The organism is Dyadobacter sp. NIV53 (assembly GCF_019711195.1).
GTDB lineage: Bacteria > Bacteroidota > Bacteroidia > Cytophagales > Spirosomataceae > Dyadobacter.
In genome coordinates this window covers 1,309,646-1,331,714 of the sequence record NZ_CP081299.1, presented here as the reverse complement: position 1 = coordinate 1,331,714, position 22,069 = coordinate 1,309,646, and the positions used below count along the sequence as shown (strand labels likewise).

The 22,069-nt window shown below is 38.5% G+C and carries 22 protein-coding genes and 1 pseudogene; 20 read left to right on the top strand and 3 right to left on the bottom strand.

The genetic code is table 11. The annotated features are described in order from the left end of the window. Positions 1 to 110: 110 nt before the first annotated feature. From KZC02_RS05255 to KZC02_RS05235, 5 genes and pseudogenes are all read left to right on the top strand, one after another. Positions 111 to 368, top strand: a pseudogene (locus tag KZC02_RS05255) (DUF5618 family protein); the annotation flags it as partial. An 18-nt stretch (positions 369 to 386) separates the two neighbouring features. Next, positions 387 to 824 carry a SufE family protein gene (locus KZC02_RS05250; protein ID WP_221393149.1) on the top strand — a complete coding sequence of 146 codons (438 nt, stop codon included), beginning with the start codon at positions 387 to 389 and terminating at the stop codon, positions 822 to 824. Between the two features lie 31 nt (positions 825 to 855). Continuing rightward, complete coding sequence (locus KZC02_RS05245) at positions 856 to 1,167, top strand: SUF system Fe-S cluster assembly protein (protein WP_221393148.1); 312 nt, start codon at positions 856 to 858, stop codon at positions 1,165 to 1,167. A gap of 116 nt (positions 1,168 to 1,283) precedes the next feature. Continuing rightward, entirely contained in the window at positions 1,284 to 1,712 is a 429-nt protein-coding gene (locus KZC02_RS05240) for a BrxA/BrxB family bacilliredoxin (protein WP_221393147.1), read from the top strand. Positions 1,713 to 1,856: 144 nt separating this feature from the next. Continuing rightward, positions 1,857 to 2,966, top strand: a complete 1,110-nt coding sequence (locus KZC02_RS05235) for a VWA domain-containing protein (protein WP_221393146.1) — start codon at positions 1,857 to 1,859, stop codon at positions 2,964 to 2,966. A gap of 65 nt (positions 2,967 to 3,031) precedes the next feature. Here KZC02_RS05235 and KZC02_RS05230 read toward each other — a convergent pair whose 3' ends face one another. After that, the gene (locus KZC02_RS05230; protein WP_221393145.1) at positions 3,032 to 5,509 is read right to left on the bottom strand and encodes a PIG-L family deacetylase; all 2,478 of its coding nucleotides are present in this window, start codon (positions 5,507 to 5,509) and stop codon (positions 3,032 to 3,034) included. Between the two features lie 53 nt (positions 5,510 to 5,562). Continuing rightward, positions 5,563 to 6,189 (bottom strand): 4'-phosphopantetheinyl transferase superfamily protein, encoded by a 627-nt coding sequence (locus KZC02_RS05225; protein WP_221393144.1) that lies wholly within the window; start codon positions 6,187 to 6,189, stop codon positions 5,563 to 5,565. Positions 6,190 to 6,353: 164 nt separating this feature from the next. Here KZC02_RS05225 and KZC02_RS31475 point away from each other — a divergent pair, with 164 nt between their 5' ends. From KZC02_RS31475 to KZC02_RS05155, 15 genes are all read left to right on the top strand, one after another. Further along, positions 6,354 to 6,716: a hypothetical protein gene (locus KZC02_RS31475; protein WP_229253999.1), complete on the top strand. Its 363-nt coding sequence runs from the start codon at positions 6,354 to 6,356 to the stop codon at positions 6,714 to 6,716. Further along, entirely contained in the window at positions 6,710 to 8,032 is a 1,323-nt protein-coding gene (locus KZC02_RS05220; RefSeq protein ID WP_310590467.1) for a C45 family peptidase, read from the top strand. The genes KZC02_RS31475 and KZC02_RS05220 overlap by 7 nt, the downstream gene beginning before the upstream one ends. 124 nt (positions 8,033 to 8,156) lie before the next feature. Further along, on the top strand, positions 8,157 to 9,419 hold the full coding sequence (locus KZC02_RS05215) for a phenylacetate--CoA ligase family protein (RefSeq protein WP_221393143.1): 1,263 nt from the start codon (positions 8,157 to 8,159) through the stop codon (positions 9,417 to 9,419). Between the two features lie 81 nt (positions 9,420 to 9,500). Next, complete coding sequence (locus tag KZC02_RS05210; protein ID WP_221393142.1) at positions 9,501 to 10,133, top strand: hypothetical protein; 633 nt, start codon at positions 9,501 to 9,503, stop codon at positions 10,131 to 10,133. Positions 10,134 to 10,275: 142 nt separating this feature from the next. After that, on the top strand, positions 10,276 to 11,001 hold the full coding sequence (locus tag KZC02_RS05205; RefSeq protein ID WP_229253998.1) for a YdcF family protein: 726 nt from the start codon (positions 10,276 to 10,278) through the stop codon (positions 10,999 to 11,001). A 9-nt stretch (positions 11,002 to 11,010) separates the two neighbouring features. Continuing rightward, positions 11,011 to 12,069, top strand: a complete 1,059-nt coding sequence (locus tag KZC02_RS05200) for a methyltransferase (protein ID WP_221393141.1) — start codon at positions 11,011 to 11,013, stop codon at positions 12,067 to 12,069. Between the two features lie 53 nt (positions 12,070 to 12,122). Then, the gene (locus KZC02_RS05195) at positions 12,123 to 12,605 is read left to right on the top strand and encodes a hypothetical protein (protein WP_221393140.1); all 483 of its coding nucleotides are present in this window, start codon (positions 12,123 to 12,125) and stop codon (positions 12,603 to 12,605) included. Between the two features lie 38 nt (positions 12,606 to 12,643). Beyond that, on the top strand, positions 12,644 to 13,552 hold the full coding sequence (locus KZC02_RS05190; protein ID WP_221393139.1) for a hypothetical protein: 909 nt from the start codon (positions 12,644 to 12,646) through the stop codon (positions 13,550 to 13,552). A 72-nt stretch (positions 13,553 to 13,624) separates the two neighbouring features. Continuing rightward, positions 13,625 to 14,767, top strand: coding sequence for a beta-ketoacyl-ACP synthase III (locus tag KZC02_RS05185; protein ID WP_221393138.1), 1,143 nt, complete (start codon positions 13,625 to 13,627; stop codon positions 14,765 to 14,767). Positions 14,768 to 14,864: 97 nt separating this feature from the next. Next, positions 14,865 to 15,263, top strand: coding sequence for a hypothetical protein (locus tag KZC02_RS05180; protein WP_221393137.1), 399 nt, complete (start codon positions 14,865 to 14,867; stop codon positions 15,261 to 15,263). Positions 15,264 to 15,268: 5 nt separating this feature from the next. Then, a complete protein-coding gene (locus KZC02_RS05175; protein ID WP_221393136.1) occupies positions 15,269 to 16,306 on the top strand; it encodes a BtrH N-terminal domain-containing protein in 1,038 nt (345 codons plus the stop codon). Positions 16,307 to 16,313: 7 nt separating this feature from the next. Beyond that, the gene (locus tag KZC02_RS05170) at positions 16,314 to 17,063 is read left to right on the top strand and encodes an ABC transporter ATP-binding protein (protein WP_221393135.1); all 750 of its coding nucleotides are present in this window, start codon (positions 16,314 to 16,316) and stop codon (positions 17,061 to 17,063) included. Positions 17,064 to 17,066: 3 nt separating this feature from the next. Next, positions 17,067 to 18,344, top strand: coding sequence for an ABC transporter permease (locus KZC02_RS05165; protein WP_221393134.1), 1,278 nt, complete (start codon positions 17,067 to 17,069; stop codon positions 18,342 to 18,344). Between the two features lie 83 nt (positions 18,345 to 18,427). Next, on the top strand, positions 18,428 to 18,694 hold the full coding sequence (locus KZC02_RS05160; protein WP_221393133.1) for a phosphopantetheine-binding protein: 267 nt from the start codon (positions 18,428 to 18,430) through the stop codon (positions 18,692 to 18,694). Between the two features lie 4 nt (positions 18,695 to 18,698). After that, the gene (locus tag KZC02_RS05155; RefSeq protein WP_221393132.1) at positions 18,699 to 19,892 is read left to right on the top strand and encodes a beta-ketoacyl-[acyl-carrier-protein] synthase family protein; all 1,194 of its coding nucleotides are present in this window, start codon (positions 18,699 to 18,701) and stop codon (positions 19,890 to 19,892) included. 20 nt (positions 19,893 to 19,912) lie between these two features. Here KZC02_RS05155 and scpA read toward each other — a convergent pair whose 3' ends face one another. Beyond that, positions 19,913 to 22,054 carry a methylmalonyl-CoA mutase gene (gene scpA, locus KZC02_RS05150; protein ID WP_221393131.1) on the bottom strand — a complete coding sequence of 714 codons (2,142 nt, stop codon included), beginning with the start codon at positions 22,052 to 22,054 and terminating at the stop codon, positions 19,913 to 19,915. Positions 22,055 to 22,069: the final 15 nt, after the last annotated feature.

Genomic DNA, 22,069 nt, shown 5'->3' with positions numbered 1-22,069 from the left:
ATTCAGGAAGCCAGAAGGTATCTAGACAATGCAAAGGAAATTTTGAGTGAAAGGCTCAAAAAGAAGATGGATATTATCAGGATAAAAAATACGTAAAATTAGCAGGGCATGCAGCTTATGCAGGTGTCATTGTAGCTCTGGATTCCTATTTGGGGAAAAAGAGTAAAGGCAGAAAGCATGTTGATTGGTATACAGAGCAATTATCAGCTTTTGATAAAAAACTTTTAACGTCGTTCGTGGCAGCTTATGATACACTTCATCTTTCCATGAGTTATGAAGGAAATCCAAATGTCAAAGTTGCCAAGGCCGGATTAGAAGACGCAGAGTCTATTATTGACTGGATTGAGAAAAGAACAGCGATTGCTTAATTAAAGATTTGTTTAATAATGACAATAAACGAAGCACAGGACGAACTAATTGAGGATTTTGAATTGTTTGATGAATGGGAAAGCAAGTACGAGTATATTATTGATCTCGGAAAGCAGTTACCTAAATTAGACGAACAGTTTAAAACTGACGAAAATATTATAAAAGGCTGTCAATCATTAGTATGGCTTCATGCCTATATGGATGGAGAAAAGTTGGTCTTTGAAGCTGACAGCGATGCTATTATTGTGAAAGGTCTTGTAAATATGCTGGTAAAAGTACTTTCGGGTCATAAACCAGAGGAAATTGCGCTGGCTAATATTTATTTTATGGATAAAGTCGGGTTGCATCAGCATTTGGCACAAACACGATCAAATGGCCTTGCATCCATGTTGAAACAAATGAGGGCTTACGGTGTTGCTTATCAAGGTATTCCGGTTGCAGCAAGTAATAATTAATATATAAAAATCATAGCTAAACGCTGATACAATGTCTGAGGCAGAATTAAGAGAAGAGGTAGTTAAGGCAATAAAAACCGTTTATGATCCCGAAATTCCCGTGGATGTGTATGAGCTTGGCCTTATATATGATTTGAAAATATTTCCTGTTAATAATGTATTTGTTTCTATGACGTTAACTTCCCCTTCATGCCCATCAGCAGGTACTTTGCCGGGAGAAGTAGAACAAAAAATCAGGGAAGTGGAGGGCGTTAATGATGTGAGTCTTGAACTTACTTTTGATCCGCCATATACCACCGAGATGATGTCAGAAGAAGCGAAGCTGGAATTAGGATTTATGTAATGTTGGCTTTCGGCAGTCTGGAAAAAAGAAATTTTTAATATTCGAATTACAATTTTAGCAGAGAGCTAATTGCTCGCAGCTTATAGCTTAATAAATAACTTTAAACTTATAAAAATATGTATCCTCCACACATGGTGGCTCCAATGAAAGCTGAGCTGGTAAATGCTGGCTTTCAGGACTTAACGACTGCTGAAGAAGTAGATAACTTCATGCAAAATACAAAAGGAACTGCTTTGGTAGTAATCAATTCAGTTTGTGGCTGTGCGGCTGGTGCAGCACGTCCTGGTGTAAGAACTGCTTTAACACGCAGCGAAATTAAACCCGATCATCTGGCAACTGTATTTGCAGGTGCTGATCTGGAAGCTGTAGCAAAAATGCGCGAATACACATTGCCATATCCACCTTCATCACCGGCTGTAGCTTTGTTTAAAGATGGCGAACTTATCCATTTTGTTGAACGTCATCACATTGAAGGCCGTTCTGCTGAAATGATCGCTCAGCATTTGCAAATGGCATTTGAAGAATTTTGTGCAGAAGAAGCATAAGATATTAAAATTCGAGCATATCAAAACAGAGGGCCACAGAGAAAAGGCTCTCTGTTTTTTTTGAATGATGATAATCTGATGTTTTACAATACGTTGTAATAAATCGTAACTTTATTAACGTTAACAGGTTTAAAAACAAAAATTATGCGGGGACATCGTTTCACCAAATTTGTACCGGCTGAACAAAATGGCAATAGCAAATTTGATCAGCTGTTCGATATTTTTCAGCAGTTATTGCTCATGACTTCCGGAGACGTCAGCGAAGCTATGTCCTGGTTAAGTGAGTTGGACCGTCAATATACGCTTACGAATGATTCTTACGGAATCGGTGATTTCTTTGATGACCTTAAAAAGAAAGGTTACATTACTGAGGAGAAAAAGGAAGGAGAGACAAAAATCATCATGACGCCAAAAGCCGAAAAAAGCATTCGTAAAAGTGCTCTGGACGAGATATTTGGCAAATTGCAAAGGTCTAAATCAGGAGGAAATCACCACACGCCGCATTTGGGAGTAGGGGACGAGCTGAGCAGCGATATCCGTCAATTTCAGTTTGGTGATACGCTAGACCAGATTGCAATGACTGAATCCATAAAAAATGCACAGGTTAATCATGGGATCGGTGATTTTATGCTCATGGAAAATGACCTTGAAGTTGTGGAACGGGAGCAAAAAACGACCACTTCTACTGTTGTAATGATCGATATCAGTCATTCCATGATCCTGTACGGAGAAGATAGAATTACGCCTGCAAAGAAAGTTGCTTTGGCCTTAGCTGAATTAATCAGGACTAAATATCCAAAAGATTCGCTGGATATTATTGTCTTTGGAAATGATGCATGGCAGATTCAGATTAAAGATCTTCCATACCTGGAAGTAGGTCCTTATCATACGAATACAGTTGCCGGGCTGGAACTTGCTATGGATATTTTGCGCCGTAAAAAAACACGGAATAAGCAGATATTTATGATTACTGACGGAAAACCGACTTGTCTTAAAGAAGGGATTCGTTACTATAAAAACAGCTTTGGCCTTGATCGTAAGATTATTAATAAAACTCTGACATTAGCTGCACAATGCAGGAAACTGGATATTCCGGTTACAACATTTATGATTGCAACCGATCCATATCTGAAGCAATTTGTTCAGAATTTTACCAAGATTAATAATGGCCGAGCTTATTACAGCAACCTGCAGGGATTGGGTGGATTCGTTCTGGAAGATTTCCAGCGCAACCGTCGAAAAAATGTGAAATAGGGTGTCAGCAATCGGCTTTTGACTATTAAGTTTGATAATTAAAAGCCGATTGCTGAAATCCAACTCTATTTTTTTCCTAACGAAATCATATTGGCAAACAAGCGATATGCTCCTGTAACACCAGCCGGAAGTTCCCGGAAGAAAGACAACCCTGTATAAATATAATGCCCTTTACCATATTTGGCATATAGGGTACTTCCCTCTTTAACACTTTCCCCTGTATCATTACCAGCAAAAATTGCCTGATAATTTGTTTTGTCCCAATCCTGTGCAAAGTACAAACCGCGTTCCTGAATCCATCCGTCAAAATCCTTTTGCGTAATTTTATTTGGATAGTTAAGCAATACATGATCAGGAATTAAAAATTTCATTGTGGCATTCTCTTCTGCTATTCTTTCCATACCGGTTTCCAATGGATATGGTCCGATTTGTGCTACTTTCTGGCTTCTTGGTATGGTATACTGAACCACTACCGTTCCCCCATTTTTAACATAATCCATTAGCTTTGACTGGTAATGCGCCAATCGTGCTTCTGTGTTATAAGCACGGATTCCGACAACAATTGCTTCATACGTGTTTAGGTCTTTTGCTAATTCAGCTTCATTCAATATCGTGACCTGACAACCGATTTGCCTTAAAGCAGACGGGACGTCATCACCGGCACCGGCAATGTATCCTATCTTTTTTGCTGTTGTTTTTACATCAACTCTAGCCAGTTTTGCTGCCGAAGGAGGAAATATGGTTTGGGATGGAATGTGCTGATATGCAATTGTTTTAATTGATTTATCGTATGTTTTTCCATTTACTGTTGCAATTGTATGGACATACACTTCCTGGTCTTTTGCAGGTGGTGTTATGGTAAATGAGAAATTTTGCTCCTGATATTTTTCAGCAATATCAAAATCCGCTGAAATAGGCTCTGATTTCCATCCAGCAGGCAGATCCAGTTTTACACTCCCTTTTACCTTGTCTTTTTGTGCCTCAACCATCACACTTAAAACTTTTGGCTCAACGGATGAAAAAATGTAAACAGGTTCATTAATATTGGAAGTTACAGCCGGACGTATTTCAAAAGGACGGTAAATTTCGCCTTGAGCCGGATCGGTTGATTTGTATATCCAGGGGCGCGAAAAACTAAATTTTTGTCCATCAACGTCAAATACAAATGTAGTTGCTGTTTCTGGCCTGTTTTCCGGATAGCCAATATCCTGCTGATTGTCAATTTGAAAATTTCCTTTTACAATTTGCTTTTCCAACCAGTAAGGCTGGCTTATTTTTAAAGTTTGTGGCAGGGAAGTTTTTATTGGAAATGTGTTAGCCTGATTTGTTTCCAATCCTAAATTCAGGGTACTGTCAGCGTTTTTGCCTGTCCATTGCATTGAAACCAGTTTGACAGGATAATCAGATCTTTTAATGACAGATATATTAATATTGGCCAGATCGCCGGGAACAGCGGAAAAGTCTTTTGGATTTGTTTCAAACCAAAGTCCGAGACATTGCATGATCAGATCTTTTACTTCTTCTTTTTTGGCCTTGATGTACAAACTGGAAGAATCCATGTTCATCAATTGCAGATTGAGTTTGAGCAGCTCAGGAACAGAAGCTGACGGATTATTAACTGAATAATTTTTTATCAGATCAGATATTAAGGATTGAGCCTGATCGCCATCCTTTACTCTTTTCCACGACAAATCAATTCCGTCAAAAATAGTTTTTTGCGCAGGTTCACCTTCTTTGTGTAAAAAGTAATCAATTCTGTCACCCCTGGTTGGCGCACTTCCAAATCCCTGGCTACGGTGCTGGCTACGGCTTGCTGCCGCAATTTCAGTATATGATTTACCTAAAACAGAATTAAAGCCACCGATTTCAATGGATATGTACGGATTTTTCTCATCAGTGGGAGGTTTGTTACTGAACCCGGGAGTGAAAGTATTCCAAACCAATCTCTTCGCCTGCCATGTTTTTACGAATTTTAACTGATCCGGATATGACTTTGAATCCGCTGCCAAAGTAAAAGCCTTTTCTGCAAGATACGCCGATGTTTGATGGTGGCCATGACCAGCACGCGGATCAGGTGGAAAGCGGGTAATAATGACATCAGGCTGAAACTTACGGATCATCCATATAACATCACCTAAAACTTTATCGCCATCCCAAAAATTTAAAGTTTCGTCACGTGTTTTAGAAAACCCGAAATCATAAGCTCTTGAAAAAAATTGTTGCGCTCCGTCTATTCTGCGGGCTCCTAAAAGTTCCTGCGTTCTGATAACCCCAATGTTGTAACCTTGTTCGGCACCAATCAGGTTTTGTCCGCCATCACCGCGTGTAAGCGACAGATATCCGGTACGAACCAGCTGATCTTTTGAAAGATAGGATAACATCAGAGTGTTTTCATCATCCGGATGAGCCGCGATGTACAAGACTGAACCGAGCACATTCAGTTTCTTTATATTTAAAAATATTTCGCTGGAAGAAAGTGCCGGAACCTGGGCAATGGCACGAATGGATAAGAAAAGAAGACAAAGCGTTACAATTTTTTTCATGCTGTAATAGTAAAAGGAGAAGTATTATAAATAAGCAACAAAGGATAAAAAATTCAGGTGGTATAGGTCAGTACATAATCGCCAAAAATTTCAAAAGTAATAAAAAGCTTGTTTTTAAGATCATGATTCAAAATACTAACTTCAATCATTGCATTTTGGTTGCTTTTGAAGGAAGATACAGTTACATCCTTTTTCATATCCAGTTCATTCAATCCGTAATATTTGAAAACCGATTCTTTTACCGACCAGATTATATGCAGCATCAGATTATCTTCCGCATCAATCCAGCCACGCTCGGTTTCGTTTATGAAAAAATCAAGTCCCTTTTGAATGCCCGGTTTTAACTTTTGAACATCAACTCCAACAGGTTTGATCTCATGCGCATAAACGCAGGCATATTCTCCCGAGTGGGACATAGATATTTGGAATTTATTTTCATCAAGATAAGGTTTGCCTTCCTGATCGTAATACACCTTTACTTTCTCCGGAAACATTCCATTAAGTAAATTCCTGCATGCCAGCCATTCTTTTTTTCGTTTATCATTTTTTTTCGTTTGGTAAATTTCCCGGTCCGCAGGTGAAAGATCCAACGCTTTTAAAAGGGTCTCAACTGATTCAGTAATATGCCAAAGACCAAGCAACGAATTTTTGGATGGCTTTTTTATGTAAAGGATGCCCATATTATTGTTAATTTTGCTGCTATTGATCAATGCAGGTATTTCAACAGTTGACTATGTTACCGTAAGATAACTAAAATTTGAATGTATTAAAGCAGTCAGGCATTAACTTCAAATTTTACTGACCGAAATCCAATTTTCAAGGCTTCTTGCTCTTTCATTTTAATATGTGGTCTCAAAATAAAATTGCCAGAAGATTTATCAGGTTTATAAGTATCTTTTTTTTAGGAACCGGAATACTGTTTGGGATATTCCTGTGGCTTATATATGTCCCGGCCCCGAAATTTGAAAGTACTAAAACTATTGAAAGTTACAAACGGGTTCAGGTTGGCCCGGATCATTTTCAGGTTGACCGTTGCTGGTTAAAAAAGAATAAATATGGAATCTGGGAGATGTACCTGGAAGGCTCTCCTTACGAACGGGGACTCATTTATGGCATTCTGGCCAAAGAATTAATGGAAAAGCAGGAAGTCCATTTTGTGAATCAGATTAAAGAAATGATACCAAGTGCTTTTTTCTTCAGATTTTAAAAGGATTTGTTGGTTGGTTTAACAGAGACATTTACAAGTATATTCCCGAAGAAAACCAGCAGGAAATTTATGGTGTTGCACAATCTTTTTCTGACCAGTTTAATTATATTGGGCCAAAATACTACCGGATTCTTAATTATCACGCAGCTCATGACATTGGCCATGCACTTACTGACCTGAATATGGTTGGTTGTACTTCCTTTGCGGTAAGTAATTCATTGTCAAAAGATTCAACTCTTTTAATCGCCCGGAATTTCGATTTTTATATGGGGGATGCTTTTGCAGAGGACAAGCTGATCATTTTTATGAATCCTGATAAAGGCTACAAATTTGCTTCTTATTCGTGGGCAGGTTTGACTGGCGTGGTTTCGGGTATGAACGAAAAAGGAATTACTGTTACCCTGAATGCTTCGAAATCTGATATTCCTTATTCAGCCAAAGAGCCTATTTCGATTCTTGCCAGAGAAATCCTGCAATATGCCGCCACAATTGCCGAGGCTAATACCATTGCAAAACGAAGTAAAACCTTCGTATCAGAATCTTTGCTGATCGGGTCGGCTCAGGATAATAAGGCAGTGATTATTGAAAAATCGCCTCAAAAAATGGATGTTTATACCTCCGGAACAGATTATCTGGTTTGTGCGAATCACTATCAGGGTGAAGCTTTTATCAGGGATTCGGTCAATATCAGCAATATCAAAGATACCGATTCCAAATACCGTTTTGACAGAATGAACGAACTCATGCAGCAGTCATATCCTATGGATGTGGAAAAAGCAGCTGCAATTTTGAGAAACAAAAACGGATTAAAAAACCAGTTCATTGGTTACGGCAATTCCAAATCCCTGAACCAGCTCATAGCCCACCACGGAATTCTTTTTAAACCGGCAGCACATAAATTTTGGATATCAACGCCTCCGTATCAACTTGGAACTTTTATCTGTTACGATTTGAATGAGGTTTTTTCTCATAGTCAAACTTTCAGTTCAATAGAATCCCTGGCTATTCAGCAAGATCCTTTTGTAAATTCCAATGATTATAAGAAGTATGAAGCGTTTAAAATTATAAAACAGCAAATCAGTAAATTTGTAATGCTGGATATTCCATTCGTGCTTTCAACAAAGGCAGAAAAGGATTTTATTGCGAACAATCCTGAAAGTTATGTAACCTATTTATCATTGGGGAATTACTTTGAAAAAAATAAAAACTATAAAAAAGCAAAGGCGTATTATCTGGAATCATTACAGCACGAAGTCTCGTCCGAAAACGAAAAAAATGCCATATCAGCTAAATTAAAAGAAAGCCAAACCAACTAACCCGGCCTGAAAGGGCTCAATACCTCAACCAACAGGCACCGTCCGTTGAATCACAGTGAAGGTCAGAGTCAGAGAATTACAGTTACATGTATGACCAGAAAGTATCAGAGCCAGCCATATAAACATGACAACCGAAACTACTATCGACAACCAAAACGAAAAATTACGGCAGCTGTTACAATACGTGTCAGCAAATTCCCCATTCTACCAGCGAATTTTTGCAGAAAAAAATATTGATATTAAATCCATTAAAAACCCAGCTGATTTAACCCAACTTCCTTTTACAACAAAAGACGATCTGGCATTGTACAATGACGATTTTTTATGTGTTTCCAAAGGTAAAATCACAGATTTCGTTACAACATCGGGCACACTGAGTGACCCGGTAGCGTTTTATCTGACGGATTCAGATGTGGAAAGGCTGGCAAACAATGAAGCCGAATCCTTTCGTTGCGCAGATGGAAGTGAAAACGATATTTATCAGTTGATGACAACCATCGACAAGCGTTTTATGGCTGGTTTGGCGTATTGGATGGGAGCAAGAAAAATGGGTGCCGGGATGATAAGGGTAGGGCCGGGAGCACCTTTTTTGCAATGGGAATCCATACAGCGCTTTTCACCGACTGTTTTGATCGCCATTCCATCTTTTATTCCACGTCTTCTGGATTATGCCGATGCTAATGGAATAGATTACAGAGCTTCCAGTGTGAAATCTATTATCTGTATTGGTGAGCCCATTCGTAATTCAGATTTTACGCCTAATGAACTAGGTAAACGCATTAATTCCCAATGGAATGTCAAGCTCTATTCAACCTATGCATCAACAGAAATGGGTGCGGCGTTTACTGAGTGCGGTGAGGGAAATGGTGGTCATTTAAATCCGGACCTCATCATTCTTGAAGTGGTAGATGAAAAAGGTAATGTAGTGAAAGAAGGGGAGTTAGGAGAAGTTGTTGTTACCACTTTGGGCGTTGAAGGGATGCCGTTGCTGAGATACAAAACCGGGGATTTATGCCATATTTATTATTCTCCTTGTGCTTGCGGTAGAAAAAATGCACGTTTAGGGCCTGTTGTAGGCCGTAAACAACAAATGATAAAATTTAAAGGAACGACCATTTTTCCCCCTGCATTATTTGATGTATTGGATATGGTAAAAGAAATAGAACTATATCAGGTAGTTGTTTCTAAAAACGAATATGGAAATGATGAAATAACAATCTTGCTGCCTATGCAGTTACAAACTGCTGTTTTTAAGGATATGCTTCATTCTTTATTTAAATCCAAGCTTCGGGTATCACCTGCAATGGAATTTGTTACCGCTGAAGAACTCACATTCAGAATATATAAACAGGAGAAACGCAAACCTGAAAAATTGATTTATATTTGAAATGTTATAATTCACATAAAATGAAAGTTACTATCGAAATTTTCAGATGAATTTTTCTAACAATAAAATCATATAATTATTATGAAAAAGTTATTTCTTCTCGTTTTTGGTTTGTTTTGTTTCGGACAAGCATCGGCACAGTATACCTTGGCCGATATGTTTAGCGGAAAAGCAAAGGTTGTATTTCTGGGGCTTGATTTTACGCAGGCAAAGTACATCGGACGTGCCGGTTTTATGGATCCTACTGCCATACAAAATCAGCATATGGCTAGCTGGAATACGCTCATAGAAGTTGAACCAAAGAAATTTTCTTTGCAAAAACCATTAAAACTAAGGGATGGCCAATATTCTTCCAAAGTGGAAGATATGATCAAATACAATAAATCTGCCAACGTGGCCGACAACATCACAGATTCAGAATATAGTATTACTGAGGATCAGGTAAAAAAATCGGTTTCAAAATATTCGTTGAGCGAGAAGGACGGAATTGGTATTGTTTATGTAGTAGAAAGCCTTAGTAAAACAGCAGAAAGAATGACTGCCTGGGTTACTTTCATTGACCTGGATTCTAAAAAAGTGATACATACAGAAAAGATTGAAGGAAAAGCGGGTGGCTTCGGATTTAGAAATTATTGGGCCGGTGCCGTATATAAAATAAATCAAAACATAGATTCCAAGTATTATAAGCAGTGGAGTAAGCCTTACAAATCGTAATAGCTGTATCCCATTTTAGAAATAGTTTCTTATTTTCAAGCTTTAAAGGTATTTTTGGGACATAAGTTTTATTGCAAGCTGTGAATTGTTCACCATTTGGTGATATGTTCACAGCTTCCTGTTTAACAGATAACCTGCCAACGTGATTTCAAGACTGTGTATCTTTTCCTTTCTGCTTGTTTTGTTGCTCTCAGGATGTAACAGGATTTTTTACCGTTCTGCGGCGAAGGCATTTCATAAAGGAATCGAAAACCAACCCTATGATGCTGTTATTGTTCCCGGATTTCCTTTCAATGGAAAAAACTGGGATATGGTATTAAAAATGCGAATTCACTGGGCAGCCTATTTGTACCAGAGAGGATATACTAAAAATGTGATTTTTTCCGGGTCTGCCGTTGCTACCTCTTTTGTGGAAAGCAGGGTAATGGCAACTTATGCAGAAGCACTTGGAATTCCTGCAAAAAATATTTTTACGGAAGAAAAAGCAGAACACAGCACAGAAAACGTTTACTATTCTTACCGGCTCGCCAAAAAGCTTGGATTTACAAAAATTGCACTGGCAACTGATCCGATTCAAACTAGTTATATGCGAAAGTTTATAAAGAAGTTTGATTTACCAATTGGTCTTTTACCAACAGTCATAGACACACTTAAAATAATGAATTTGTACGAACCCGTTATTGATTCTAAGAGCACGGTCAGGAAAGGTTTTGTGAAATTGTCAGACCGGGAGAATTTTTTCCAGCGTTTCAGAGGAACAATGGGACAATATATTCAATGGCATGAAGAGGATTTGAAGAAGAAAAGATATAGGAGAAGATTTAAAGACAGGATAATACCTGCCCCGTCAATAACAAAAGAACCATAAAAGTATCGAATGAAAAAAGAATTGTCGGCCATAGAAGCCAAATACGAAGCACAAAAGATAGCATTTGGCCCGATGTTCTTTCAGTCCGTTGTGGCTCTGAGGGATTTGGGAATACTGGAATTTATTAACAGCCAGCGAAAAGGTGTCAGTATTGACACAATAATTGAAAAAATGAACGTGTCAGAATATGGAATTAACCTTTTGATAGAAGCCGCGGAAGTTTTAGGCGTAGTTGAGATTGTTGACGAAAAAGTGAAAATCACTAAAACCGGGTTTTTTCTTTTAAAAGACGAAATGACGCGTATCAATGTCAATTTTATGAACGATGTGTGTTATATGGGGGCAAAAGCCATGACAGACAGCATAAAAAATGGAAAACCGGAAGGACTAAAAGTGCTTGGAGACTGGCCAACGATATATGAAGGGTTGTCGATTTTACCGGAACCTGCCAAAAAATCCTGGTTCGAATTTGATCATTACTATTCTGATGGTGCCTTTCCCGCGGCATTGAAGATTGTATTTAAAACAAAACCAAAAACTATTTTTGATATAGGTGGAAATACCGGAAAATGGTCATTTGCTTGTTGTAATTATGATACGGATGTAAAAATCAGGATACTTGATTTACCTGTTCAGCTAAAAGTAGCAAGGCAAAATGCAACTGAAAGAGGTCTTCTTGACCGGATTGATTTTCATGCCATCGACCTGTTGGATAAAGATCAAGTTATTCCACAGGGAGCCGATGTTATCTGGATGAGTCAATTTTTGGATTGTTTTTCCAAAGAAGAAATTATTCAGATTCTGAAAAATGCTTGGCAAGCGGCTGACGAACAAACTACCCTGTACATATTAGAGCCATTTTTTGATAACCAGGATTATCCGGCAGCACAATACAGCCTGGTAGCGACATCTTTGTATTTTACAATTATGGCAAACGGAAACAGTAAAATGTATAAAATTGAAGTAATGAAAGAGCTGGTTCGGCAGGCAGGTTTTGAAGTAATAGAAACCTATCCGCTCATCGGAGATAGCTATCACTCTGTTTTAGAGTGCAAAAAAAGGCTTTAAACAGATTTAAACACTAAATTTCTATCTTTGTAAATCGAATTCTATAATAGATAATGAAAAGTTTGATTTACGTTCTGGTTTTAATTTTGATAATAAATTCATCTTATATATTACTGAATTCAGACAGAACTACTTACTATTCAGCAATTTCCAGCCAATCGGAAGAAAGCATTGACAGGGAAATTACAAAACTGGACAATGCAAAAAAAAGCTCAGTCAACAATGCTTATTTGGGAGCAATGTTAATGAAAAAAGCAGGGTTTCTGAAAGGAGTAAATAACAAGGTTAAAACTTTTAAAAAAGGTGCAGGGTTGTTGGAAGGAGAAATCAGAATCATCCGTGATAATGTTGAATACCGGTTTTTGCGTCTTATTATTCAGGAACATGCACCAAAAATACTTAAATACAACAAAAATTTAGAAGAGGATAAAAAAGTTGTATTAACCGGGTATGAAAAGCTTGATCCTGATTTACAAAAAATAATTAAAAACTATTCGGCCAGCTCAGGGGTTATTAAAAAGGAAGATTTGAAATAACAGGTATCTGGGTAAGTGAAATTTGAATAATCAGTTGAATGAAAAAGGTACTTGTGATCAATTATTCGCAATCGGGGCAGTTGCATGAAATAATTAATAATTTTTTGCTGCCATTTGATTCTTCGCAAATTGAGAGAGTTTATATAAAACCTGTTAAGCCCTTTAAATTTCCCTGGACAAGCGATGTGTTCTATAACACAATGCCTGAATGTGTGGTGGAAGAAGCAGTTGACTTAGAGCCTGTTAGTTATGGATCTGAAAAATATGATTTGATTGTAATCGGTTATCAGCCATGGTTTTTGTCTCCGTCTTTACCCGTTACCTCACTTTTACAAGATCCCGATTTTCAGGAAAAATTGAAAGGAACGCCTGTAGTGACAATTATTGGCGGAAGAAACATGTGGCTGAATTCGCAGGAAAGTCTTAAAGCCTATATTCAAAAAGCAGGAGGAATATTAGTAGGAAACATCCCTTTGATGGACCGGGAGCCGAATCTGATCAGTGTACTAACCATTTTTCACTGGATGCTTACTGGCAAAAAAGAGAGAAAGTGGAATTTGCTTCCGCTTCCGGGAGTAAGCCAGAACGATATAGAAAGTGCTGACCGCTTTGGTTCAATTGTAAAAGAAGCGCTGGAAAAAGGGGAATTTGCAGGTTTGCAAAAGAAAATACTTTCCCTTGGGCTTATTGAAATCCCCACAGACATCTGGTTTATTGAAATGAAAGGGAAGAAGATTTTCAGGATTTGGGCTGGCTTGATTAAGAAAAAAGGAACCACCCCGGAAAAACGAAAATTCTTCGTGACGCTGTTTAAATATTATTTGCTGATTGCTCTGTTTGTAGCTTCACCGATCATACTCACATTTTATTTCATACTGATAGCGCCATTCTCAAAACGTAAAATCCAGAAAGAAAAAGACTATTTTTATGGTGTGGAGTTAAGATAGATATAGCATTTTATGCTTTAATTATGCACTTAGGCCATCATCAACCCATTAATTTATTACCCCAATATTACAATGTCAGAAGCGTACATTACCAGAATTGCTAAATTTTTGCCCAACGAATCCGTACCTAATGAGGAGATGGAAGCCTATTTAGGATATATAAATGGTAAGCCATCCAAGTCAAAATCTATTGTTCTCAGAAATAACAAAATAAAGGGCCGTTATTACGCCTACACAAAGGAAGGAATTCCAACGCATACCAATGCAGAAATGGCGGCATTAGCAATTAAAGGCCTGTTTCTGGAAAATACTGATGAAATTAAAAATGTGGACTTGCTGAGTTCCGGTACTTCAAGCCCCGACCAGATCATGCCTTCACATGGTGTAATGATACATGGCTGGCTGCCGGAAACTGGTTCTATTGAAGTAGTTTCCCCGTCCGGCGTTTGCTGCGCAGGAATGCATGCATTGAAATATGCATATATGTCGGTAAAACTGGAAGATAAGAAAATGGCCGTTGCTGTAGCTTCTGAACGTTTTTCACCATCATTACGCGCTGAACAGTTTGAGGATGAAGTACAGCAGCTGATCAAATTGGAACAAAATCCTTATGTTTCATTTGACAAGGATTTTTTACGCTGGATGTTATCTGACGGTGCCGGTGCATTTTTGGTGGAAGGCCAGCCAAATAAGGAAGGGCAATCGCTGAAAATTGAGTGGATAGATGGTTGCTCGTTTGCTAATGAGGAAGAAGCTTGTATGTATATGGGCGCTTACAAACAGGAGGATGGCACATTGAAAAGTTTTAAAGATTTTTCAAATGAAGAAATCCTGGAAAAGTCAATTTTTAGCATCAAACAGGATGTAAAGCTTTTAAGCGAGAAGATTGTAAAACTCGGATTTACGAATCTCAAAAATATCCTGATCAATAAAGGATTTGATATGAACGATGTGGATTATTTTCTTCCGCACATTTCGAGTTACTTTTTTGAGAGTAAAATTGAAGACGTTTTGATAGAAAATGGCATACCGGTACCGAAAGAAAAATGGTTTACCAACCTGGCAACAAAAGGAAATGTTGGTGCGGCATCTATTTATATGATGGTTGAAGAACTTTTCAATAGTAATGTACTGAAAAAGGGAGAGAAAATACTTTTGGCCGTTCCTGAAAGTTCCAGATTTTCCTACATGTTTTGTTTACTTACTGTTTGCTGATACGGTAAAACAGGTAACGTCTTGTAAGACAGTTGCATAAATTTCTTAAATTGTTGTCCGGTATCAAATTCATAAAATTTTCACATTCTTATTTGAAATGAAAAAGGAAGATTTGCCTCAGGAACCCGGTGCCCTTTTCAGGTTGACACGTGAATTATGTTATGTCAAAAATGAGGAAGGGAAATATGAAACAGCTTTAAGCCGTGGATGGAATGTGAAGAAAGAAGCGCTCGATAGCGCCTGGGATGAAGTGAATGAACGTGTGGAGGAAGCTAGAAAAGCAGTTGAAAACGGTGATAAAAGTCCGGTATATTATTTTATGGAACTTAGATTAATGGATTTGCCGGTCTTGTCAGGTTATACTGGGTTTTTTAGTTTTTTTATCAAAAGGCATTTTAAACCTTCTGTTTTTAAAGGGCTTAGTGATAAGAAACTTGAAAAATATGCCAAAGCTTTCGACATTACAGTGGATGAATTGAAAAATTTTAAAGGTTAATTCTGGTGAATATTGATTTTCAGACGGAGGAATTTCGTCACGTACAGACTGCACATTGTGAAAATGGAGTAACAACTGCTTTGTTGCGCTATCATGGACTTGATTTTATGACTGAACCATTGGCTTTTGGCATGGGTTCGGGTCTTTTTTATATACAAATTCCTTTTCTCACCATCAATAACGGACCAGCTATTTCTTTCAGGACTATGCCAGGTGCTATTTTCAAAAGGACCTGCAAATCGCTTGGAGTAGAAGTTACGCGTAAGAAATTCAGTAATCCGGAAAAAGCAGAATTGTTCCTGGAACAAAAGATTAGAGAAGGCGTTCCGGTCGGTTGCCAGGTTGGAGTTTTTCACCTTACTTATTTCCCAAAAGAATACCGGTTTCATTTCAATGCACATAACCTGATCGTGTACGGCCAGCATGATGATAACTATATGATCAGTGATCCGGTTATGGAAGGCGTTACGACTTTATCTCGTCAGGAACTTTCCAGGGTCCGGTTTGCGCAAGGGCCGCTTGCTCCCAAAGGACATCTTTATTTTCCTGAAAAAGTAGGAAAAATTGATGACGACCTGATCCGGAAAGGGATAGTAAAAGGGATTCGCCGGAATATTAGGGACATGATCAGCATTCCTGGTAATTTTGCTGGTGTAAATGGAATCCGGTATACTTCCAATAATATCCGAAAATGGAGAGACAAACTAGGATTGAAAAAAGCTGGTTTGTATTTAGGGCAAATTGTGCGGATGCAGGAAGAAATAGGCACTGGCGGAGGCGGTTTTCGTTTTTTATATGGAGCATTTCTGGAAGAAGCAGCAGCTTATCTGCAGGATGAAAGGCTAAGTACAATGTCTGAGGAATTTACCAAATCAGGTGATCTCTGGCGTTCCAGTGCCATTAAAATGGCTGGGGTTTACAAAGGTAGGTTAACGGAGCAAAAGGACTTTGACGAAATAGCTGACATGCTGTTGAATATCAGGTCGGTAGAAAAGGAAGCATTTTTAAAACTTTCCAAAATGAATTTGGGGAAGTTAGTTTAATCAAATAATGACAGATCTTCCTTGTATTGAGATTCGGAATGTATTTCAAAAATATAAATCAGCTCAGGAAAATAGCCTGGCCGATGTTTCCCTTACCATTAATACTGCTGATGTTTTTGGATTACTTGGACCAAATGGGGCGGGTAAAACTACGTTGATTTCTATTCTTTGCAGTATAATGCCGCCTACTTCGGGTGAAATCAATTTTTATCAAAACGATTCGCTTATTTCAGAATCATCGAGAAGAAGTGTAATTGGTTTTGTTCCGCAGGAATATGCATTTTACCAGGAGTTAACACCACGCCAGAACCTTGATTATTTTGGTGCAATGTATAACATTCCTAAAAATGAATTAATTCTGCGCAGAGAAGAGTTGCTTGATGTGTTGGGTTTGTCAAAAGCTGCTGATAAAAAAGTTGAAACATTTTCAGGAGGAATGAAGCGACGCGTTAATCTGGCAATAGGTATTATCCACAAACCCGGAATCCTATTTTTAGATGAGCCCACGGTTGGGGTCGACGTGCAGAGCAAAAATGCCATCATCCGCTATCTTCAGGAAATAAATTCATTGGGAACAACCATTATTTATACGTCCCACCACATGTCGGAGGCGGAAGAATTTTGTAACCGCATTGCCCTTATCGATCATGGGAAAGTTATTGCAGAAGGGGATTTGACTTACCTTAAAGACGAAAATCAAGTAGGAAATTTGCAATCATTATTCATTAAATTAACCGGGGAGGAGTATAGAGATTAATACATGTTCAAACTATATTCATCTATACGAAAAGAATTACTGCTGCTCATTAACGATCGGGTAGGGTTGGCTCTCATGTTTGTGATGCCTTTGCTACTTGTATTTATCATTACCATCATTCAGGATAGTGTTTATAAAGTGGTTAATGAGAATAAAATCCCGCTATTGATCATGAACCATGATATAGGTCTGCAAGGAGTAAAACTGGTAAGTGTATTAAACAGATCAGGCTTGTTTGAAATTGATACTATTATTAATCCTTCGCCTGAAATGCTTAAGTCTGAATTATTAGCGAGAGGGAAAATGATTGCATTATATATTCCAGCCACTTTTTCTACGGGATTAGAAAGCAATGCAGGGGAAGTGAGCCAAATCCTGATGAATGATTTGGGATTAGAAAATGATTCTTCCCAATCCAAATCTGTATCTATACCCGCTCTTTCGTTTTACAGGGATCCAGTTCTTCAGGAAAATTATACTTATTCTGTAATGGGTATTATTCAGTCTTATATGAGTGTGATTGAAAACTCATTAATGATTGATAAAATGTACATTACCATGGACATAGCCGGGAAATCTGATAAATTAAAAGAGCGAATGATTAAAAACCGGGTGCAAATTAATCAGATAATTGCAAGTAATAATCAATCTATGGCAGTTCCCAATTCTACGCAGCACAATGTACCTGCATGGACCATTTTTGCTATGTTTTTCATGGTTGTGTCACTTGGAAGTAATATTGTTAAGGAACGTGTGAATGGCAGCTTTTTAAGATTGAAAACCATGCCGACAAGTTTTATGCTGGTGATGTTCAGCAAGATGGGCATTTATGTGATGGTGGCAGTATTGCAGGTTACTATAACGTTTTCAATGGGAATGTGGGTATTGCCACACTTAGGATTACCAAGGTTGAGTTTGCCATCCAATCTCTTTGCATTTGCCATGGTGGTTTTTGTGAGCAGCATGGCAGCAGTAAGTTATGCATTACTGATTGGCTCCGTTGCCCGCACGCAGGAACAGGCAAACGGGTTTGGGGCAATTTCAATTATCATTTTCGGAGCAATTGGAGGAATTTTAGTACCTACCTTTGTAATGCCGGGATTTATGCAAACTATAAGTATGTTTTCTCCGCTACACTGGTGTCTGGAAGGTTTTTATGTGTTATTTCTCAAAGGTGGAAGCTGGCATGAACTCGGCAGGATATTTTTATTTCTCGGAGTATTCATTATCATTTGCCAACTTTGCACTTACTTTAAACTTAAAATAGAAAAAATTATTTAGTTGTAAATAATTAAAAAGGGATCAGAAGAACAGGAAAGCTGATCGTTAAATAATTGATAAATAGTATTAGTTAAAACAGACACATGAACGTTGACACTCTGAAGCCCATTTTGAAAGGGCAAATTGTACAGTATTTAAATTTACTGGATATAAATCCAACAGATATTAAGGATGACGAACCACTCTTTGGAGGTGATCTTGGTTTGGATTCAATTGATTCCCTGGAACTTGTAGTTTTGCTTGAAAGAGAATACGGAATTAAAATTAACAATCCGGCTGAAGGAAGGAAAATACTTATTGACGTAAACCACATGGCAGAATATATTCTGGCTCATACCAAAACGGCCTGATATTATGAGTAGGGTAATGGTGACCGGAATCGGTATTATCAGTGCAATTGGCAATAATATTTCTGAAAATTATGATAGTCTGCACCATGCCCGCAGCGGTATAACCAAAGCAACTTATTTTGAGTCTCTTTATACTTCCACTTTACCATTTGGCGAAGTAAAATGCAGTAACGATGAATTAAAGCAGCAGCTACATCTGGAAGACCATCCAGGCTATACCCGAACGTGCCTGCTTGCTGTGAAAGCTTTTGAGGAAGCAATAATAGATTCCGGATTGAACCAGGAACAGCTTTCTTCCTATGAAACTGCTCTTATTTCAGCCAGTACGGTTGGCGGGATGTGCCTTACGGATCAGCTTTATCAGGATGCCAACCTGGAATCGGGTGGCTCTGAATTTCTGGATGCTTATAACTGCGCTGCTCACACTTTAAAACTCATTGAAAAATATCAGATCAAAGGCTTTTCAGATACCATCAATACAGCGTGTTCTTCCTCAGCAAATGCAATTATGCTGGGAGCACGGCTTATAAAATCAGGACGGGCCAAACGTGTTATAGTAGGTGGTGTTGATAGTCTTGCCAAATACACCGTAAACGGATTCAATGCACTTAAAATACTTTCTCAGTTTCCTTCCAAACCATTTGATGAGGAGCGGGACGGATTAAATCTGGGTGAGGCAGCGGCTTATCTGGTTTTAGAATCTGAGGAAATTGTTGGCAGTAAAAAAGTATATGCCGAAATATGCGGATATGGAAATGCCAATGATGCACATCATCCGTCTGCTATGTCTGATGATGCGAACGGTGCAATTCTATGTATGAGAGAGGCAATTGCATCGGCTGGTATATTGCCGTCGCAGATTAGCTATGTAAATACCCACGGAACCGGAACTCCAAATAACGACCAGGTTGAGCTGTTTGGTTTAACATCACTTTTTGAAACAATTCCACCATATAATTCTACAAAATCATTTACCGGGCATACATTGGGTGCAGCCGGATCTGTGGAGGCAGTTTTCAGTATTTTAAGTATTATAAAATCAGAAATATTTCCAAGTCTGCACTTTGAGAAGCCAATTGTTAATTTTAATATTCCTCCGGTTTCGGAACTGATTAAAAACATCTCTGTTAATTATGTGCTTTCTAATTCTTTCGGCTTTGGAGGAAATTGTACTTCCCTTGTGTTGGGAAAAGCTTAATTAAAATTAAGGAGGTTATATTATTCCATCAGTTGTTTCAGTATTTTTTGCGCTGCAATTGAAATAATTGTTCCCGGCCCAAAAACCCCCTTTACACCAGCATCATACAAAAACTGGTAATCCTGGGCTGGAATAACTCCGCCGGCAATCACCATAATATCACCACGGCCAATTCGGTTCAGTTCTGCAATTAATTGAGGTATTAAAGTTTTATGTCCGGCAGCAAGGCTTGAAGCTCCTATTACATGCACGTCATTTTCAGCAGCTTGTACCGCTACCTCTTCCGGCGTTTGGAAGAGCGGGCCTATATCTACATCGAAACCTAAGTCTGCAAAACTTGTGGCAATTACTTTTGCTCCACGGTCATGGCCATCCTGCCCCATTTTGGCAACCAGAATACGCGGCCTTCTGCCTTCCATTTCAGTGAACTCATCCGACATCTTCAAGGCCAGCTGAAAATTTTCATCGTCGGACGCTTCCGATTGATAAATACCCGATACGGACCGAATTATTGATCTGTACCTTCCAAATTCTTTTTCCATAGCCTCAGAAATTTCACCTAATGTAGCTCTTTTGCGGGCTGCCTGAACGGCAAGAGCCAACAAATTATTTTGCATATCTGTTCCCCCTGTCTCTTTACACGCTAATGTTATAATATCCAGAGATTGCTTGACTTCCAATGAATTACGGTTTAATTTAACATTGTTAATTTTTTCTATCTGTGATTCACGAATGCTATTGTTATCAATCCCAAGAATTTCCAGTAGTTCTTTATTTTCAGTTTGATACTTATTTACACCAACTAATATGTCCCGGCCTGAGTCAATCCTGGCTTGCTTTCTGGCAGCAGCTTCTTCAATCCTCATTTTGGGCAGACCAGTTTCAATTGCTTTGGTCATACCACCAAGTTTCTCTACTTCTTCAATGAGCTGCCATGCTTTTTTATACAATTCATTTGTCAGGTATTCAACATAATAGGAACCTCCCCATGGATCCACTGCTTTGCAAATATCTGTTTCATACTGTAAAATGAGCTGTGTGTTTCTGGCAATCTGCGCTGAAAAATCAGTTGGTAATGCAATTGCCTCATCCAGTGAGTTCGTATGAAGCGATTGTGTGTGCCCCATAACTGCTGCCATTGCTTCAATACACGTTCTGCCAATATTGTTGAAGGGATCCTGCTCAGTGAGACTGTAACCGCTTGTTTGGCAATGAGCACGCAGCATTAATGACTTTTCATTTTCAGGGTTGAATTTTTTGACAATTTTAGCCCATAACATTCTTCCAGCCCTTAGCTTGGCTATTTCCATAAAATGGTTCATGCCGATACCCCAAAAGAATGATAAACGTGGAGCAAAATCATCAATGCTCATTCCTGCTGCCAAACCTGTCCGAATATATTCAAGTCCGTCTGCAAGGGTGTAGGCTAGCTCTATATGTGCAGGAGCTCCGGCTTCATGCATGTGATATCCACTGATACTTATAGAATTAAATTGCGGCATATAATGGGTAACATAAGCAAAAATATCTCCCACAATTCGCATAGATGGTTTTGGCGGATATATATAGGTATTTCTGACCATGTATTCTTTCAGAATGTCATTCTGAATGGTACCCATTAATTTTTGAGGAGAAACACCCCGTTCTTCGGCTGCAACAATATAAAATGCCAGGATGGGAATAACGGCACCATTCATTGTCATAGATACGGACATTTCATCCAATGGAATCTGATCGAAGAGGATTTTCATATCTTCAACTGAATCAATGGCTACGCCGGCCTTTCCAACATCGCCAACGACTCTGAGATGATCAGAATCATATCCGCGATGTGTAGCCAGGTCAAAAGCAATGGATAGTCCCTTTTGTCCGGCAGCCAGATTACGTCGATAAAAAGCATTGGATTCTTCTGCAGTCGAAAATCCTGCATATTGACGAATTGTCCAGGGACGTTGTAAGTACATACTCGCGTAAGGACCACGGACAAACGGAGGTTCTCCGGCATTATACTGAAGATAATCTAAATGATTTGTATCCTTTTCTCCATAAATTGGTTTTAATTTTATTCCTTCCTGAGTATTAAAAAAACTGAATGGTTTTTCAATAACCGGATCATTAAGCTTACTTTGATCAAAGGATATTTTTGTAAAGTCCGGTTTCATGGTTGTGAAATAATA

Bases quoted from the DNA above. Each gene is read 5' to 3' on its own strand.
- KZC02_RS05165 (WP_221393134.1), top strand. From the start codon at position 17,067: ATGTTCAAACTATATTCATCTATACGAAAAGAATTACTGCTGCTCATT.
- KZC02_RS05250 (WP_221393149.1), top strand. From the start codon at position 387: ATGACAATAAACGAAGCACAGGACGAACTAATTGAGGATTTTGAATTG.
- KZC02_RS05240 (WP_221393147.1), top strand. From the start codon at position 1,284: ATGTATCCTCCACACATGGTGGCTCCAATGAAAGCTGAGCTGGTAAAT.
- KZC02_RS05185 (WP_221393138.1), top strand. From the start codon at position 13,625: ATGTCAGAAGCGTACATTACCAGAATTGCTAAATTTTTGCCCAACGAA.
- KZC02_RS05195 (WP_221393140.1), top strand. From the start codon at position 12,123: ATGAAAAGTTTGATTTACGTTCTGGTTTTAATTTTGATAATAAATTCA.
- KZC02_RS05170 (WP_221393135.1), top strand. From the start codon at position 16,314: ATGACAGATCTTCCTTGTATTGAGATTCGGAATGTATTTCAAAAATAT.
- KZC02_RS05235 (WP_221393146.1), top strand. From the start codon at position 1,857: ATGCGGGGACATCGTTTCACCAAATTTGTACCGGCTGAACAAAATGGC.
- KZC02_RS31475 (WP_229253999.1), top strand. From the start codon at position 6,354: ATGTGGTCTCAAAATAAAATTGCCAGAAGATTTATCAGGTTTATAAGT.
- KZC02_RS05245 (WP_221393148.1), top strand. From the start codon at position 856: ATGTCTGAGGCAGAATTAAGAGAAGAGGTAGTTAAGGCAATAAAAACC.
- KZC02_RS05210 (WP_221393142.1), top strand. From the start codon at position 9,501: ATGAAAAAGTTATTTCTTCTCGTTTTTGGTTTGTTTTGTTTCGGACAA.
- KZC02_RS05155 (WP_221393132.1), top strand. From the start codon at position 18,699: ATGAGTAGGGTAATGGTGACCGGAATCGGTATTATCAGTGCAATTGGC.
- KZC02_RS05230 (WP_221393145.1), bottom strand. From the start codon at position 5,509: ATGAAAAAAATTGTAACGCTTTGTCTTCTTTTCTTATCCATTCGTGCC.
- KZC02_RS05160 (WP_221393133.1), top strand. From the start codon at position 18,428: ATGAACGTTGACACTCTGAAGCCCATTTTGAAAGGGCAAATTGTACAG.
- KZC02_RS05180 (WP_221393137.1), top strand. From the start codon at position 14,865: ATGAAAAAGGAAGATTTGCCTCAGGAACCCGGTGCCCTTTTCAGGTTG.
- KZC02_RS05225 (WP_221393144.1), bottom strand. From the start codon at position 6,189: ATGGGCATCCTTTACATAAAAAAGCCATCCAAAAATTCGTTGCTTGGT.
- scpA (WP_221393131.1), bottom strand. From the start codon at position 22,054: ATGAAACCGGACTTTACAAAAATATCCTTTGATCAAAGTAAGCTTAAT.
- KZC02_RS05215 (WP_221393143.1), top strand. From the start codon at position 8,157: ATGACAACCGAAACTACTATCGACAACCAAAACGAAAAATTACGGCAG.
- KZC02_RS05190 (WP_221393139.1), top strand. From the start codon at position 12,644: ATGAAAAAGGTACTTGTGATCAATTATTCGCAATCGGGGCAGTTGCAT.
- KZC02_RS05200 (WP_221393141.1), top strand. From the start codon at position 11,011: ATGAAAAAAGAATTGTCGGCCATAGAAGCCAAATACGAAGCACAAAAG.